This is a genomic window from Paenibacillus polysaccharolyticus, assembly GCF_023714295.1.
Lineage (GTDB): Bacteria > Bacillota > Bacilli > Paenibacillales > Paenibacillaceae > Paenibacillus > Paenibacillus polysaccharolyticus_A.
Window position 1 is genome coordinate 34032 of record NZ_JAMAUN010000005.1, and the last position, 16205, is coordinate 50236.

15 protein-coding genes are annotated in these 16205 nt (G+C 46.8%); 7 read left to right on the forward strand and 8 right to left on the reverse strand.

Annotation, left to right across the window (positions count from 1 at the left end):
• Positions 1-305: 305 nt before the first annotated feature.
• From M3629_RS14485 to M3629_RS14495, 3 genes are all read left to right on the forward strand, one after another.
• Complete coding sequence (locus M3629_RS14485; protein WP_154891135.1) at positions 306-725, forward strand: hypothetical protein; 420 nt, start codon at positions 306-308, stop codon at positions 723-725.
• Positions 726-761: 36 nt separating this feature from the next.
• Complete coding sequence (locus tag M3629_RS14490) at positions 762-5735, forward strand: DUF5724 domain-containing protein (protein ID WP_251507539.1); 4974 nt, start codon at positions 762-764, stop codon at positions 5733-5735.
• Between the two features lie 266 nt (positions 5736-6001).
• The gene (locus M3629_RS14495; protein WP_251507541.1) at positions 6002-6454 is read left to right on the forward strand and encodes a GNAT family N-acetyltransferase; all 453 of its coding nucleotides are present in this window, start codon (positions 6002-6004) and stop codon (positions 6452-6454) included.
• A 231-nt stretch (positions 6455-6685) separates the two neighbouring features.
• Here M3629_RS14495 and M3629_RS14500 read toward each other — a convergent pair whose 3' ends face one another.
• From M3629_RS14500 to M3629_RS14525, 6 genes are all read right to left on the reverse strand, one after another.
• Complete coding sequence (locus tag M3629_RS14500) at positions 6686-7477, reverse strand: formate/nitrite transporter family protein (RefSeq protein ID WP_090917411.1); 792 nt, start codon at positions 7475-7477, stop codon at positions 6686-6688.
• A 264-nt stretch (positions 7478-7741) separates the two neighbouring features.
• Positions 7742-8155, reverse strand: a complete 414-nt coding sequence (locus M3629_RS14505) for a hypothetical protein (protein WP_251507542.1) — start codon at positions 8153-8155, stop codon at positions 7742-7744.
• Entirely contained in the window at positions 8155-8676 is a 522-nt protein-coding gene (locus M3629_RS14510; RefSeq protein WP_251507543.1) for a hypothetical protein, read from the reverse strand. Before M3629_RS14510 ends, M3629_RS14505 begins: the two co-directional genes overlap by 1 nt.
• Positions 8677-8702: 26 nt before the next feature.
• On the reverse strand, positions 8703-8921 hold the full coding sequence (locus M3629_RS14515; RefSeq protein WP_251507544.1) for a hypothetical protein: 219 nt from the start codon (positions 8919-8921) through the stop codon (positions 8703-8705).
• A gap of 58 nt (positions 8922-8979) precedes the next feature.
• Positions 8980-9282 carry a hypothetical protein gene (locus M3629_RS14520; RefSeq protein ID WP_251507546.1) on the reverse strand — a complete coding sequence of 101 codons (303 nt, stop codon included), beginning with the start codon at positions 9280-9282 and terminating at the stop codon, positions 8980-8982.
• 84 nt (positions 9283-9366) lie between these two features.
• Complete coding sequence (locus M3629_RS14525) at positions 9367-10359, reverse strand: zinc-binding dehydrogenase (protein WP_251508120.1); 993 nt, start codon at positions 10357-10359, stop codon at positions 9367-9369.
• A gap of 268 nt (positions 10360-10627) precedes the next feature.
• On the opposite strand from M3629_RS14525, the gene M3629_RS14530 reads away from it, so the two are divergent.
• Genes M3629_RS14530 through M3629_RS14545 form a run of 4 tightly spaced genes read left to right on the forward strand, consistent with a single transcriptional unit; the run spans position 10628 to position 13971 of the window.
• Entirely contained in the window at positions 10628-11488 is an 861-nt protein-coding gene (locus M3629_RS14530; protein WP_251507549.1) for a LysR family transcriptional regulator, read from the forward strand.
• Positions 11489-11502: 14 nt separating this feature from the next.
• Positions 11503-12597: a threonine aldolase family protein gene (locus M3629_RS14535; protein WP_251507551.1), complete on the forward strand. Its 1095-nt coding sequence runs from the start codon at positions 11503-11505 to the stop codon at positions 12595-12597.
• A complete protein-coding gene (locus M3629_RS14540; protein WP_251507553.1) occupies positions 12594-13067 on the forward strand; it encodes an SMI1/KNR4 family protein in 474 nt (157 codons plus the stop codon). Before M3629_RS14535 ends, M3629_RS14540 begins: the two co-directional genes overlap by 4 nt.
• Positions 13068-13095: 28 nt before the next feature.
• Entirely contained in the window at positions 13096-13971 is an 876-nt protein-coding gene (locus M3629_RS14545) for a LysR family transcriptional regulator (RefSeq protein ID WP_251507555.1), read from the forward strand.
• 6 nt (positions 13972-13977) lie between these two features.
• Here the strand turns inward: M3629_RS14545 and M3629_RS14550 are convergent, their stop codons facing one another.
• Complete coding sequence (locus tag M3629_RS14550) at positions 13978-14967, reverse strand: aldo/keto reductase family protein (RefSeq protein ID WP_251507556.1); 990 nt, start codon at positions 14965-14967, stop codon at positions 13978-13980.
• A gap of 106 nt (positions 14968-15073) precedes the next feature.
• The gene (locus tag M3629_RS14555) at positions 15074-16105 is read right to left on the reverse strand and encodes a PocR ligand-binding domain-containing protein (protein WP_251507558.1); all 1032 of its coding nucleotides are present in this window, start codon (positions 16103-16105) and stop codon (positions 15074-15076) included.
• Positions 16106-16205 lie beyond the last annotated feature (100 nt).

The following is a 16205-nucleotide window of genomic DNA, read 5'->3' on the forward strand; positions in this document are numbered from 1 at the left end:
TCAAGGGGAAGTGACGTAACAGGGGGCGAAAAGGGGGTAAAACGTGCACTTCAGTGGGTTTCAAGACACGCCCTAGTTCGCTGGTTCGATGGAAACATGAATATTGGCCCATGAAAGAGGTGAGCAATTTCGTTATGATGTTTATTAGGGGTACATATGTACGTATTTTTTCTGTTTTGAAATCTATTGCTCTCGGGTATTAACTCTTGATTGAATGGGATTTAGCTATTTGTAATAAATTGGTTTTTTGTGGGTGGAGTTATGAATGAAGCTATGCATGAAGTTATGAAAGGAGACACGATGCATTGAAATTATGGATTACAGTGAAAAGTCTGGGCAAACGCAAACCGGCTCTTGCGAAACAAGCCGCTGAACTTCCGGAAACAACAAGTACACTTCGACTGCTTATCGAGAACATGGTTGAACAACAGGTGCAAGCTTTTCGAGAGAGGAAGGACGCAGCGGGGATGCTTGCTTATCTGATGCCTCAAGACATCGACGCGCAGGGTGCTACGGGAAAAGTGGGTTTTGGCACAATACATGGCGAGGGCGTTCCTGATCTTGGAGAGGCGAAGGAAGCCGCGATACTTGCTTATGAAGACGGAATGTACAAAGTATTTCTGAATGATGAAGAATTGGAAGATTTGGATCAACCACTGAACATAGAGGATGGAGCTCATGTGACCTTTATCCGCTTCACGATGCTGGCCGGACGTCTGTGGTAAGGGGAGCAGAAGTAGTATGACAAGGAGGAGAACAGGATGAATCAGGAAGATCAGGTACAGGCGTATATTGAGGGATTACAGGAGAGAGCAGCTACGCTTACAGAGGCAAAGCTGGACGTAGCGAAATATGTGATAACGTTGGCAGAATCAACTTACTTGCGTGGGGATGAAGAAGACTATTTTAATATAGAAAGACAACTTATCAACCTTGCGATCGAGAAGCAACAGCCATTATTCCAGCCGATCCTTGAGGTGCTTGAGCACTTGGCCTCTGACGGGTTTGTTGCCAGATTCCGCTATATTGCTGAAGGTGCGACGCTGTATCCATATAGTACAAGCTATGAGCGCAGACCTTTCCGGACCGCCGATCCAAGACAACATGTTGTTCATGTGATGCGCAAGTTGCTTGGTTTATTCCGGATGGAGGCAAGAGGGTTTAGTTTGAACGAGTATTTAACCATTCGTGAGCCAAACATGCTTCATCAGCATGAGTTCCGTGCGGTATTGCCGGACTGTATTGCCTATGAACTGGATCATTCGAACCTTGAAGTCAAGCAGGCACTGCACGATATTATCTATGGGGATAATCAGGCTGCGTTACTGACAAACGAGATGATTAAAGGCATTTTTATGAGTGAACAGGCCGAAGCCTATCACATGGTGGGTGAACTCTTGATTGCAGCCAGACTGCAGGAAGGACTTCGCCAGAGCATTGTGGAACGAATGGACGAAGGCACGTTAGAAGCGTATATTTACATATTAAAAATCATTCTGGACAACAATCTGATACGGTTCAGCTCTGTCGTCAGAGCATTGGGCGTATGGACAGGGATCGGGATTGAAGCGGCCAACCAGCGTGTGGCAACACAATTACTTGAACAGGTCTACGAAGCGCTAGTACATGAGGATATTCGTGAGGCGTGGAGACAGGAGAAAAATGCTAATAAACTATACATCAGTCTGTGGGCCACGGCGGTCATTGAAGAGAATGACCTGCAACCTAAGATTACAGAGATCATGGAACAGGGTGAGATGTACCAGAAGATCGTAGCTCAGTACGTTCTGGCTAACAGCCAGTACCTGGGGCTTCGTCTTGCTATGGCGCGTAATCATCTGGGTGTTCAGCATCCGGAACTGATCCACTGGGTTGTGAAAAATTATACGGCGGCGTATTCGCACAATTGGAGCTTTGAAGAGGGGGAGCACCAACGCAGTGTCTATGTGCCTCGCTGGGATGTGCTTGAAGATAAACAGGCACGCCGCCATGATTTTGATCAATTCAAACAGATGCTGGATTTCATTCCTAAGGGCGGTGCAGGCGGGCCTTCAGGTGTGCTGGATTTTGTGCACTATCAGATCGATCGTGATGACGTCATCAAAAAAATGTTGTATTTGGCTGCTTATGATATGGATGCGGACTGGATTGCTGAGATTATTGCTCTCAAGGATCGATTAAGCCCCGAAATGCGCGGAGAGCTACTGTCGCATTTTGTGCAAGAGCCTGATAACGAGGTGCAGCGCCAGTTTGTGTTTGAAAGTTTGTCTGACAAAAGCATGAGTAACCGTGAGAGTGCATTGCAAAAAGTGAAAAAGTTGGTACTAACCGAAGATGAGCTACAGCAGATGGAAGTACTGTTAAAACTCAAAACGGGATCACTCCGGCAAAAGGTGATTCAAGCCCTGTTGTTGCAACCTGTTGAGAAGTTGAAAGATTCAGTTCAACGATTACTAAAAACGAAGAATGAGCTGCAACGTCTGGGTGCACTTGAACTGTTAACGGAGATTAAAACGGATACGGCACGTGCAGAGCAACTGGAACAGCTCAAGCCATTCGCAGAGGAACTAGAGAAGCCTACAGCCAAGGAACAGAAGCTGCTCGACAAACTGTTTAATGAAGGAAGTCGTTATACGGCCTCCAATGGCTATGGTCTATTTGACCCGAATCAACGGCAAACGCTGCTCGATGAAGAACGTGACCTTTCTGGCAACAAACCGAAGGATATATTTAATATATCACTGGATAAGATCAGTGCCTTCATGAAAGGATTAAATGAACTGGTTCATGAGCACAGGGATCATGAATATGTGGTGGAGTACTATGCAGGTTACAAAGATACCCTGTTAGTCGGAACCAGCCTTCGTTCCAAGGTTCCTTATGGCGATCGGTCGAAAATGAAACAACTGGATCAGTTTCCGCTGGATGAAGTGTGGAAGCAATATTTCGAGCAAAACGGTCTGAGCAGTATTGAACTGTTACAGCTATATGTCGAACTGCAGTTAGGCAAGCTGAATGGCACATTGGATGAACATTACTCTTTTTATCGCGAGCAGTATGATTACGACAAATTAAGAAAGATGCCATTACTAGAGGGTTGGCGCAAAACATTTGCTGAACAGACCTATCCATTGAATGAGATAGTGAAGCTGCACGAGATGATGGGCACACTGCCATATAAAGATCAGGTTCATGCATTGATCTCGGCTGCATTTCTGGATCGTGATTCAGCTGAAATCTTCGAGATTGCAGAGAAGGCATGGGGTTCCATTATTTTAAGTATGCCTGCAGAGCATATGGAGAAGGAAATGGGAATGCTTCAGATTCTGACTGAACCGTGGAAATATATTGTCCGGAATGCCGTGTATGACGACGCGAGCTTTAAGCGATATTTCCAGACAGCCTATCAATTCTCTCATCTGGTAGAGCCTTACCATCCGTTGTCTCTCCTGTCACTTGACGATTTCCTGCGAGCCTACCAATTAGAGCTGATTGATAATCAGGAGATTTACCGTCAACTGATGGTTGGACCGTTCCGTTATCTGTTCATCCGTGACATGACCTCGGCTCGCACAGAGCGGATCAAAGATGATCCAAAGCTGATTCAACTGCGCGATACGGTGGTCAATCGCATTCTGGAGATTGAACTGACCCGGGGGGAACTATCTACTGAAGTGAGTAATCTGGCTATGAAACTGGAACGCATTGAAGGCATGGAACATTGGGTGCATCTGGTTGCTGCCATGGATCAGGATACGTTTGTTCGTGGGTATATTTATAGTTATGGTGAAGGGAATACAACGCGTAAAGAAATGTTCAGTTATCTGATTAAGCACTGTCATCCACGGGCTGGGGAAGATGAACAGTTGCTGGCGGAATTGCTGCAGAAGTATCCGGTTAAGGAGAAAAAGCTGCTGGAAGCCGCCATGTATGCACCGCAATGGATGGAACTTGTGGCGAAACATCTAGGCTGGAAGGGGCTTCGTAGTGCGGCTTGGTACTTCCATGCTCACATTAATGAACAATTCAGTGCGGAGAAGGAAACAATTGTTGCGCATTACTCCCCAATTACGCCGCAGGACTTTAATGATGGGGCCTTTGATATCGCCTGGTTTGAAGAGGCTTACGCTGAGGTTGGAGAAGAGCGATTCAACCTGTTGTACGATTGTGCGAAGTACATCTCGGGCGGAGCCAACCATCGCAGATCACAATTGTTCGCAGATGCAGCCCTTGGCAAACTCAGTCTGAAGGACATGTATGATTCGGTAGCAGACAAGCGGAATAAGGATCACTTACTGACCTATAGTCTGATTCCGCTGGCAGAGGAACGGGATCGGGATGTAAGAGAGCGTTACGACTTTATCCAGAAGTTTCAGTTGCAGAGCAAGCAGTTCGGGGCGCAGCGGCGCGCGAGTGAAGGATTAGCTTCACAGATTGCGCTTGGTAACCTTGCGCGGAACGCGGGTTATGCTGATGTAACACGTCTCATGTGGGATATGGAAGCGCGTAAGCTGGATGAGGTGAAATCGTATTTCGAACCGCATGCACTGGATGACGATACGACGGCTCAACTCGTCATTGATGAGGAGGGGCAGGCTGATCTCGTCATTGTTAGTAAAGGCAAAGTGCTGAAGTCCGTTCCTGCTCGTCTCAAAAAGGACGGATATATTGCAGAGTTGAAGGAGCTAAAATCCGATCTGGTCGATCAGTATCGACGGGCTAGACAGGAACTGGAGCGCTCCATGGTCGCAGGCACAGCCTTCACACGTCAGGAGATTGCAAGTCTGATGCTTAATCCGGTCATTCATCCGCTACTCAGGACGTTGATCTTCAAGTCAGGTGAGCAGCTTGGAAGATTTGATGTTGCATCCGGTGGTTTGCTAGCCCCGGTCGCAGAGGGAGTTGCCTATACATTGAAGGAAGAAGATCAGTTGCTGATTGCACATCCGCTACATTTGTATGAGAGTGGCAAGTGGAGTGAATTCCAGCGCGATCTCTTTACTCGTCAGGAGCGTCAGCCGTTTAAACAGGTTTTCCGCGAATTTTACCTGCCGAATGAAGATGAACTTGCTCAAGGTACGGTCTCTCGTCGCTACGCAGGATATCAGATTCAGCCGAATAAAACGGTAAGTTTGTTGAAAAGCCGTCAATGGACGGTAAGTTATGAAGAGGGATTGCAAAAGGTGAGTTATGAGCATAACTTGATCGCTAATCTCTATGCGATGGCGGACTGGTTCTCTCCAGCAGATACAGAGGCACCTACGCTGGAGACCGTTCAATTCTATGATCGTCGCACGTATAAACCTGTAGAATTGAAGGATGTACCACAGGTGTTCTTCTCAGAGGTCATGCGTGATATTGATCTGGTAGTTAGCATTGCCCACGTTGGCGGTGTGGACCCAGAGGCAAGTCTTACAACCATAGAGATGCGACATGTTATTGTGAATGAGTCTTTGCGTTTGCTCAAGCTGGATAATGTGCGTTTGGACGGCAATTACGCACGAATCGATGGTGAGCTGGGGGAATATGCCGTTCATTTGGGAAGCGGTAATGTCTTCAAGCAGGCCACTGGTGCAATGTATATCGTGCCTGTGCATAGCCAGCACCGGGGAAGAATCTTCCTGCCATTCCTGGATGAAGATCCAAGAACCGCTGAGATTTTGTCCAAAATCGTACTGCTGGCTGAGGACAAGAGAATCAAAGATCCGCAGATTCTCGCACAGCTTCAGCAATAAAGATATATATAGCATGGATGTGCTCGAATAATTATAGGCCGCCTCACTTGGGGCGGCCTATTGGTCATACCATTTTTTAATGAGAAAAGAAGCGGTGTAATCTATGGATTGGATTGGCTATATAATGCTGTTGTTTGCAGATGTTGAGGATGACAGAATATGTTAAGATATACGCAGGAATCAAGGTACATACGAATGGTACATGAGTAAGTACGGATGGGATTCTGCGCTACATTATGTTTTCAGCAGAGGAGAGTGCATAAGATATGTTAATGGTACCTTATCGGGAGCAGGATCACGCCAAGTTAGTAGCTATCTGGGAGCGTGCTGTTCGAGCAACACATACATTTCTGGAGGAGCATCACATTCTGTTTTATAAAAAGATGGTCGGTGAAGCTTTGGAATTCAAACAAGTCGAGGTCTGGGAAGTGCTGGATACCGAGCAAGAGCCGATTGGCTTCATCGGTCTGGACAATAGCTTTATTGAGATGTTGTTTGTAGACGAGTATTTTCAGGGACAAGGCGTTGGGCGATTTCTGGTTCATCAAACGATGAAAATGAAGGGCACTGAGCTTAGAGTAGATGTGAATGAGCAGAATGAGGATGCAACCCGGTTTTATGCGAAGATGGGATTTGTACAGACAGGACGATCCGAACTGGACAGTTCAGGTAATCCTTTTCCGTTGCTTCATCTGGAGATGAAACGAGCAGGGGCCTAATTCAGGGTGAAGCATCTGTTATATGAGTAGATCATGAAGCAATCTATACAGGAAACTTGGATGATCGAACAACCTGGAGCGGCGGCTTTATCTCCGGATGGACAGCAGGTAAAGTAAAACCCCCGGTGGTATCTCCAGAGTAGAAGAGATACCACCGGGGGTTTTGGGTTTCCCTCTTACCATGGGCCGCTGTCGTTAGACTGGGCAGTAAGGAGGACCTTTTTTCGATAATTAATGTGCCTCTTCATCGTCCAGGAAAGGTTTGTTCACCGCATAATACATAAAGCCCATCAGCAGTACGCCGCCCACCAGATTGCCTAGCGTCACAGGCACCAGGTTGTGAATCACACCACCGAATGAGATCGTGCCCGGGTGGTTTAACACAAGCGCAATCGCAAACGTACACATATTCGCAATGCTGTGCTCATATCCCGAGATGAAAAAACAAAATACAAAAAGCATCATGGCAAACATTTTGGCGCCATTCTCTTTCATAAACATCGGCACAAAGAACGCCAGACACACGAGCCAGTTACAGAGGATTCCGCGGAAAAAGAGTTGCATCGCTGGAGCTTCCATTTTGTGCTCGACTACACTGAGTAGGAAACCGTTCACCTGTGCCGAATCGAACAGTCCCGTAAGATAAATCAACAGGGCAAATACCGCCGCGCCCATCAAGTTTCCACTGTAGCTCGCAATCCACAGCTTAACCACTTCAAACCAGCGCAGTTTTTTGCGTAATGCCGCATAGGTGTAATAGAACGTATTGCCTGTAAACAAGTCACCGCCGCCATAGGCAATCAGAATAATTGCCGCACCGAACGTAATGGCTGCCATAGGGTATGTGAACGGGGAATTCTCCATATAGAAGAAATTGCCCGTCTTAAAAGCCACGATGACCCCGAAGCCGATGAACATACTGGCTAGCATGGAGCGTGACAGGTATCGCAACAAACTTTGCTTGTAGATTTTGTGTTTCTTCAGAGCAAGCTGCTCGACGCCCCGTAAACCTTCCGTTTCCATAATTCCCCTCCTGTATGTAATCAACCAAGTTTTCTACATTATACCTGTAATTTGCTTCAATAGTGGACCGAAATGAAAGAATTTAAACTTTATATCATTAGATCGCCGAGAACGTTGGCGGCTGGCGTATGTACGTTTCTGTAGAAAACATCAAGATGGGTAACCAAAACACAGAAACACTTAATGCAGAAGCATTTAACACAGAAATACCTAGTTCATAAACAACTAACGTAGGGTGCCCTTCCACAGGGGAAGGACTTTAAGTTATATGGGATCAAGCCCCCGCTTGTATAGCTCCACGGGAAAGGGGAACATGCAACTCTGCCAGATGTCATTCAGCTGTGCTTCTGTCCGTTCATGTGGAACATGCTCTTCGCTATAAGAGCGTTCCAGCTTATCGCGCATAAACGCTTCTGCATGGGGACTAGGGCGAGAGTGAAACTGTTTGGAAAAATCGCCGTGAATGTCTGCCTCTCTCAGTTTGCTAAGAGCACTATTGATTAAGGGACTGCCTGCATACAACAAAGATGAAGTCTCTTCACATTCGAATTTGAGAAAAAGAAGTGCCTTCTGAATGGCATGAATCTCGCCTTGAGTAAGATGTACCGCCTGAGTCGTTTCCTCTGTTAAATGTTCATCAGCTTGTTTTGGTGACTGCTGTTTATCGTTCAAACTCATTAATGATCACGTCCCGAGATAGATTGAAGTTCCCGTACTGCCGCAGTACCGAACTCAGGATGCGTTTGCAGTGATTCCAGCGCCAGCACAGTATGCGGCCGGTGTTTGTTTGCTTTTACAATATCGAAAGCGGCACTCTGCACCAGAATGTAGGCATCCGACTGAATGACATCCAGAGCCAGCTGAATTTCAGCTTCGGTAACGGGGAGCAGGGCTAACGCCATTAAAGCATAAATCTGAACGTCCTCGTCTTCTTCCGGATTACGTACCAGCAGTCCTGCTGCTTCACGAATGTTATGCAAAAGGGGGGAAGCTTCCGCCATACCCAGAGCGCGCCAAGCTTCAATACGCACCAGATCTTCTTCCTGTGTATTCATACCAAGAGCAAGGACTTGCCGAGTTATTTCTGCATCATGTAATTCGATGATCTGACGAAGCGCTTCCTGTTTTTCCTCTGAAGTCGCTGAATCGAAATGATGAGCTCCAATTGCATAATGTATTTCTTTATCTTCATTAGACATGTATATCATTCACCTCCTGAATAAGTTCAAGATTGGGGCGGGAGCTGTATTGGACGTGCTTGAAGCGCTTCTTCTACAATCTGCTCCGCAGTTAACTCACGTTCATCCCAGAAAATCAGATTACTAACCTCCGCATAAGGCAATGCCTGTTGCACATCTGTTAACATATCATCTAACTCCTGCTCAGTTCCTTCTGCATTCATGATTTTGTGAACTAATACAACGAGATGTTCATGATTGGACATTGCTAGTGCCTCCTGAATGATGAAGTGGATTGAATGAATAAGATGGTGCCCGTTCCGTTTAGTTTAATATAGGCTCACTCCATGGATCATATTTTACGAAAATGGGTAGCATTTTTGGTGCTAATGTGAGATGTAGCGCATCTGACTTTTGAGTCTGATAAGAAATGATATAGTCCCCAAAGTGCGGCTCATATTCAAAGCGTTCAAATGTGATCGTTTGATCTGGATATTTGACAGCTACGTATAAAGTTGTAGCCCCTCTAGCCAGTAATTCCTTCACCAGAGGGATCTGAGCAGCCAGCAAAAATACAATCAGTACAATGATAGTGCGTTTCATGTAACGTTTAAGAAAACGAGTCAAAAACAAATCCCCCTATCTGATGACCATGTCTAAGCATTAGTCTATCATTGATAAGGGGAAAGTTCATGGTAAAAAGGTCGTTGTTTAGTGCATCGTAATCGCGATATTGCCGAACTGCTCGCCGTTTTCCAACCGTTCAAACGCCTGTGCCGTATTATGCAGTGGATAGATGCTGTCTATTACAGGGCGGATCTTATGTTTATCTACCCAATCCAGCATCTGTACAAACTCCTCACGGCTGCCCATAGAAGTACCGATCAAGCTGATCTGTGGAAAAAAGATCGAACGAATCGGCAGATGTAAGTCATCGCCAGAACTTGCGCCAAACATGACGATGCGGCCGCCGGGTCGGATGATCTTATCGTATTTAGGAAACATGGCTTGTCCTATACTGTCCAGAATGATGTCTACAGGCTCATCAGAATTCATCGTGTCATTCCAATCCGCATGACTGTCCAAAGCTTGATGAGCCCCGAGACGTAATGCCTCAGCTCGTTTAACCTCACTTCTAGATGTTACGGTGACCTTTGCTCCCGCAGCTAAAGCCATAAGAAGAGCATACGTTGCGACACCACCTCCGATTCCGGGAATCAGAAGATGTTCGCCTGCTTTCAGCCCCCCGCGAGTGAACAGCGCACGATACGCCGTCAGTGCAGAAAGAGACAATACACCAGCTTCAAGCCAGGAGAGATGTTCAGGTTTGGGCAACACATTGCTGGCAGGCAGTGTAATATATTGCGCTAGTGTTCCATGCGAAGGGCCGCCGACTATACCTGGAACGACAGGCACTTCTGCGGTATGCTCCCAGCCGAGCGTCGGATGAATGATGACTTCTTGGCCTATGGAGATATGTTGCACGTCTTCGCCAACTTCTACCACAATGCCTGCCCCGTCCGATCCGGGAATAAGCGGAGTGTCTTGAGGCGTACGATCTGACATAATGAAGAGATCCCGGTGATTCAGTCCAGCAGCGCTCAGCTCTACAACGACTTGTCCGGGGCCTGCTTCAGGTGTTGGACAGGTTGAATATTGAAGACCTTCAAGGCCGCGATGACCTGAATGGATGATTGCATTCATCGTTTTGGATACGTTCATGGATGTTACCTCCCTGTATAATATAGTTACTCTGTCATCGTGCTTAGTGCTCTTATAGAGTAGATGGACGACTCATTACGGAGTCATTGTACAGGTGAGATGGAAACACGTAAAATAAACAGAAATGAAGGTCAGTATCAGGAATAATGATAGATAAGAATACGTGAAGAAATGAAGAGTGTTTAGCTTGATGTACGACATCTCAATAGGGCGGAATGCTCTGATATAAAGACAAGCAGGTGAGAAGAAAATGGATGCAGGGGATTTGAAAATATTCCAGGCGGTTGCCCGCGAAGGCAGTATCACTAAAGCCGCCACCGCACTTAATTATGTTCAGTCCAACGTGACCACACGAATCAAACAATTGGAAGATCAGCTTCAAGTGCCGTTGTTTCATCGCTCCAATCGGGGGATGCTGCTCACTCCGGCAGGGGAGAACCTGCTGGGATACGCAGATCGAATATTGGAATTATTAGATGAAGCAGAGCAGGCCGCACAGGAAGGAAGTCCACCGACAGGAAATCTTCGTTTGGGTTCGATTGAGACTGCGGCTTCTCGTTTTCTGACACCGCTTCTGGCCGAGTACTGCGCATGTTATCCGAAGGTACGTTATTCCCTTGTCACTGGTGGTACACATGAGCTGAATCAGAAGGTTATAGCCCATGAATTACATGGCGCTTTGGTGTATGGCCCGGTCAAACATGAGAAGCTGAATTATATAAAAATGTATGACGATGAACTGGTGCTCATCGTTAAACCGGACGAACATGACATGTCAACACTGCTCAGCAAGCCGATGTTATTTTTTGAGGTTGGATGCACGCACAGAGCTCAGGCGGAGGATTTTTTGAAAACCCAAGGGGTTGATTCATTAAATGTCATGGAATATGGGACACTCGATACCATTATTAACGGCGTTACTTCCGGGTTAGGCGTGTCCTTATTGCCCCGTTCTTCGGTGGTTCAAGCGGCATCCAGAGGTGAGGTGCAGATTGTATCATTGCCTGACCCGTATTCTCGTCTGGAAGTAGGATTTGTTTATGCTCATGGTGAACATCGTTCTAACGCGCTTCAAGCTCTAGTGGAGATTATGACGATACCGGAACAGTAAAGGAGAGGTTGATTTTGGTTAATAACAAATTCACGCTTGCCGACGCATTCGGTCAGGCGGCGTACATTGTAGGCGGGCACGGCAGCCGCAAAGTGAAAGTGCTGCAGGAAGCGCTGGAACAGGTGGATGGAGAAACGTTTAGTGACCACTACGGGAATGGCTCAATCATTGATGAGTTTCAACAGGAGATGGCAGATGTGCTAGGGAAGGAATCGGCGGTGTTTTTCCCAAGCGGCACGATGGCGCAGCAGATTGCCCTTCGCATCTGGTGTGACCGGGCAGGTATCAAGCGAGTGGCGTATCATCCGCTGTCTCATCTGGAGATTCATGAAGAAGATGGGCTAAAGGAGCTGCATCAGATCGAAAGCATTTTGCTTGGCAAAGCGGATCGATTGATTACTCTCAGCGATGTGAAAGCAATTAAGGAGAACTACGCCTGTTTGTTACTTGAATTGCCACAACGTGAGATTGGCGGGCAACTGCCGGCTTATGAGGAACTGGAAGCGATCTCGGCGTACTGCCGTGAGCAAGGGATCAAGCTGCATCTGGACGGAGCGCGCCTGTTTGAGATCACGCCTTATTACGAGAAAACACCAGCGGAGATCTGCGGTTTGTTTGATAGTGTATACATCTCTTTTTACAAAGGTATTGGCGGCATTGCAGGAGCTATTCTTGCTGGGGATACGGACATCATGCAGGAATCCAAGGTTTGGAAACGGCGGCATGGCGGCGACTTGATTGGCCTGTATCCGTATATTCTCAGCTCCCGGTATTATTACAACGAACGTGTTGGCAAAATGGGACATTATTACGAGCAGGCCAAGGAACTGGCCTCACTGTTCAATGCATGCTATGGGATTCGCACGATCCCTGAAATTCCCGTTTCCAATATGTTTCACATTCACTTTGCACTTGCCGCTTCGGAGGTTGAACCACTGCTTGTGCAGATGGCGCAGCAGTTTGATATCGCGATTACATCTTATCTGAACAAAACCGGAGGCAACAGCTGCTCATTCGAAATGTCGACAGGGGATCGATACGATACGGTGCCGCAGGAGAAGCTACGAGATGCACTAACTTGGCTGGACGGAGAGTTGCAAAACAGATGAAATTCGTAGAGCTAGACCCGATTCGGGATTTGTTGGTGCAGGCATATGGAACATCGATGGGGAGTGGCAGTAAACCTGAAACCGAGCAGGACATCGACAATTTTGAGCAAAAGTACCAAGTGAAGCTGCCTGCGGCGTACCGTGCGCTGCTACTAGAATTCGGGGCGTGCAACTTTGGTGACCCCGCTTTGTATTCAGTCAAAGAGCTGGATTGGGCGTATCCCGAGTTTCTGGATGCATATCGAGAGTACGAGAAGGAATACGACCTGCCTGACGGGCTGAAGCTTTTTCCAATCGGCGGATTTGGTGAGGGCAGTATGGCTGTTCTGGATGAATCTTCTGGCAAAGTGCTAATGCTCGTACATGACAGTGGAGACGATGTTCCTTTAGTAGAAATCGAGTCCGATTTCTGTGCACTCATGACGATGCATGCCGAGTCTGCCATCTGGGTGGAGGAGCAGATGAAGTAACGGGGAGAGGGGAGGTGTATCAGGTGTAATGGATATTCGAAAGTTACGCTACTTTATCGCCGTGGCGGAGGAACTTCATTTCCATCGTGCGGCCGAAAGATTAAATATGACTCAGCCTCCGCTGAGTCAACAGATCCAAAATCTAGAAGAAGAACTAGGTGTTAAGCTGTTGGAACGTACGAAAAAGATGGTTAGGCTAACACCTGCGGGAGCCGTATTTCTAGATCAGGCAAGACTAATTTTGGCTCAGCTTGAACGATCTATCCATCTCACACAGAAGGTTGACCAAGGCATCGTTGGTCATATAACGGTAGCTTTTGTGGATTCGGCTTCAGGCAGTATGATGGTCGATATGCTAAGGCGATTTCGAGCAGCGTACCCACAGATCGAAATTACACTGCGTGAGATGACATCTTCTGAACAGCTGCAGGCACTGCAAGATGGACAGATCCATATTGGATTTTTACGATATCAGGAGCATACGCCAAATGTGTCTTTCCGGATCTTCCAGGAAGAAACGTTAATGGTGGTGGTTCCAGACGATCACCCTTTGGCAGAGCAGATTCAAGTGTCGATTACTGACTTGGCGGAAGAGGATTTTATTTTGTTCCCTAGCCATTTGGGCTCACCATTTCATCGTCTCGTTCGGGAGTATTGCAGGGAGCATGGGGTAGAACCGCGAATTACGCAGGAAGCAATCCAGATGTATACGATTGTGAACCTCGTTGCTGCAGGCATGGGAGTTTCCATTGTTCCTTCTTCGGTGGAGGTGTTTCAGCGCAGAGGTGTGGTATTTTTATCTTTAATAGAAAAACCGCCCTCCGTGCCCTTATACATGGCATGGCGGACGGACATGAATCAGGGTGTGGTCACCCGCTTTATACACATGGACAAGAGCGACTAAACTATATTAACCCGTCAGGACAGGATTTCTCTCAATCCATTTTCCTAATATTTCATCAATTCGAGTGAGGATATCCTGATCCAGTTTCACACCGGAAGCTTTCACATTTTCCAGTACTTGTCCTGGCCTGGATGCCCCAATAATCACTGAGCTGACGTAGGGATGATGAAGAACCCAGGCAACAGCGAGTTGAGGAAGAGTCAAACCTAGTTCCTTCGCTAGAGGAAGAAGCTGTTGTACAGCAGTCAGCACATCATCGTGTAACCAACGACCGGCGAGCTTGTTGAAGAAGGGTTTCCCTGCTTGGGCTGCTGCTCGTGATCCGGGCGGCACTGCTTCATACGGAAGGTATTTACCCGATAGTATGCCTTGAGCGAGTGGAGACCATGTAATCTGTCCCAGACCTGCCTGTACACTTGCGGGCACAACTTCTTGCTCAATTACACGCCATAACATCGAATACTGCGGCTGACTTGCGATGAAAGGTACACGCAACTCTTTAGCTAGTGCGGAGCCTTGCTCAATCTGAGCAGCTGTCCATTCACTAACCCCAATATAATGAACCTTGCCTTGACGAACAAGATCAGCAAACGCAAGGAATGTCTCTTCCAGTGGAGTGTGTGTATCATAGCGGTGAGCGTAATAGACATCGATATAATCTGTTTGCAATCGTTGTAATGAAGCACTGCAGGCTTCCATAATATGTTTGCGGGAAAGTCCTCTGTTATTGTGACCTGAGCCGGTTGGATGACAGACTTTGGTGCATAGTTCAATACTCTCTCTTGGTACTCCCTTGAGAGCCTGTCCCAACACAGTTTCCGCCTTGGTATCCGAATATACGTCTGCCGTATCAAATGTCGTAATACCTTCCTCCAATGCAGCTTGGACACAAGCTTGTGCTGTTGGATCATCAACTTGTGATCCATGTGTAATCCAGTTGCCCAGCGAAATCTCACTGACGGTTAAACCGCTGTTTCCCAATTTGCGATATTCCATTTGTCATGCCTCCTTACTCATCTGGACTCCATTGTAGCAAGTGCAGATAATTAGGTGAAATATCTATTAAGCGCATGATTGATATGAAAAACATATCACAGGTTAATCAGCTCTCCTGAATATATTTACGATAGAGGGCAGGTGTGATTTCCTCGAACTTTTTAAATATTTTAATAAAATACCCCGATTCATTAAATCCCAGCTCATCGCTGATCTGTGAAACGGGCATGTCTGTGACCTCCAGCAGTTGCTTGGCCCACTTGATTTTGAGCTTGGCGAGATAGGTGGTGAAGTTTTCACCCGTCTCCTTGGCAAACAGTCTACTGAAATAACTTGGACTCAGGTGGCACAGATCGGCTGCTTGTTTAAGAGACACTTGTTCGCTCTTATGGCTATGGATATATTCAAAAGCAGGCTGGAGTACCGGATTGAGACTCTCCGTATCACTTGGACTATTTTTGAGATAAGCGTCCGCAATGGCATTGGTCATTTCCTTTTTGATCGATTCGATGTTGCGGATTGAATACCCTGGCAGGATGGTGGACAAGTTGACGGACTCCTGATTGCCTGAAGCTTTCTCGAACATCTCCACCAGCAAGTTTTTGTTCAGCGCTTCCTCGACAATATAGTTGCAGAGCAGGGATAACATATTGGAAATCTTCACGATCTCCTCATACGTCATGACAGGTAATTGGTCGTAATCTGCCTGCAGCTCCTTCATTTTCGCATCATGCATCGGTACGTTTTTGGACGTCACGATCTGCTCCAGATCGCTTCCCTTCTCGGGATCGGCCAGTTTGACTTGTCCGGCCATGACCGCGCCAATATATTTTCCGTCAATCGTAATCGGAATCGCAATATCAATGATATTGAAATGACATAGATAAACGTAAGGTTCGTTAAGGCGGACAGCTTCCAAACCGCCGCGAGAATCACATTTTTGGCAGTAGGGAAGAAGCTCAGGGTCTTTGCGAACGTTCTGGCAGAAAGCCTGACAGCTGCTGTGGCTGGTCACGGGTATACCTTTATAATCAACGGTAAGAATAGCAAGTTTGGTGACGGTGGCGAGGGAATCCTGAAGGCGCTTCCACTTGTCCAGATCCAGTATTTTATTGATGTGCAGATATTCTTTGATCATGTGAAAAACCTCCGTGGCAGACCGAATTCATCGATCGGAGAGTCGTTAAAAAGTTGAAAGTTGTACATATTAAGACGTGAACAGGACGGGTAATGGAACA

What these genes read in the sequence shown, in the direction of transcription:
- M3629_RS14490 (WP_251507539.1), top strand. Translation starts at nt 762, where the DNA reads ATGAATCAGGAAGATCAGGTACAGGCGTATATTGAGGGATTACAGGAG.
- M3629_RS14515 (WP_251507544.1), bottom strand. Translation starts at nt 8,921, where the DNA reads ATGTCCAATCATGAACATCTCGTTGTATTAGTTCACAAAATCATGAAT.
- M3629_RS14510 (WP_251507543.1), bottom strand. Translation starts at nt 8,676, where the DNA reads ATGTCTAATGAAGATAAAGAAATACATTATGCAATTGGAGCTCATCAT.
- M3629_RS14505 (WP_251507542.1), bottom strand. Translation starts at nt 8,155, where the DNA reads ATGAGTTTGAACGATAAACAGCAGTCACCAAAACAAGCTGATGAACAT.
- M3629_RS14555 (WP_251507558.1), bottom strand. Translation starts at nt 16,105, where the DNA reads ATGATCAAAGAATATCTGCACATCAATAAAATACTGGATCTGGACAAG.
- M3629_RS14500 (WP_090917411.1), bottom strand. Translation starts at nt 7,477, where the DNA reads ATGGAAACGGAAGGTTTACGGGGCGTCGAGCAGCTTGCTCTGAAGAAA.
- M3629_RS14495 (WP_251507541.1), top strand. Translation starts at nt 6,002, where the DNA reads ATGTTAATGGTACCTTATCGGGAGCAGGATCACGCCAAGTTAGTAGCT.
- M3629_RS14545 (WP_251507555.1), top strand. Translation starts at nt 13,096, where the DNA reads ATGGATATTCGAAAGTTACGCTACTTTATCGCCGTGGCGGAGGAACTT.
- M3629_RS14525 (WP_251508120.1), bottom strand. Translation starts at nt 10,359, where the DNA reads ATGAATGCAATCATCCATTCAGGTCATCGCGGCCTTGAAGGTCTTCAA.
- M3629_RS14550 (WP_251507556.1), bottom strand. Translation starts at nt 14,967, where the DNA reads ATGGAATATCGCAAATTGGGAAACAGCGGTTTAACCGTCAGTGAGATT.
- M3629_RS14530 (WP_251507549.1), top strand. Translation starts at nt 10,628, where the DNA reads ATGGATGCAGGGGATTTGAAAATATTCCAGGCGGTTGCCCGCGAAGGC.
- M3629_RS14540 (WP_251507553.1), top strand. Translation starts at nt 12,594, where the DNA reads ATGAAATTCGTAGAGCTAGACCCGATTCGGGATTTGTTGGTGCAGGCA.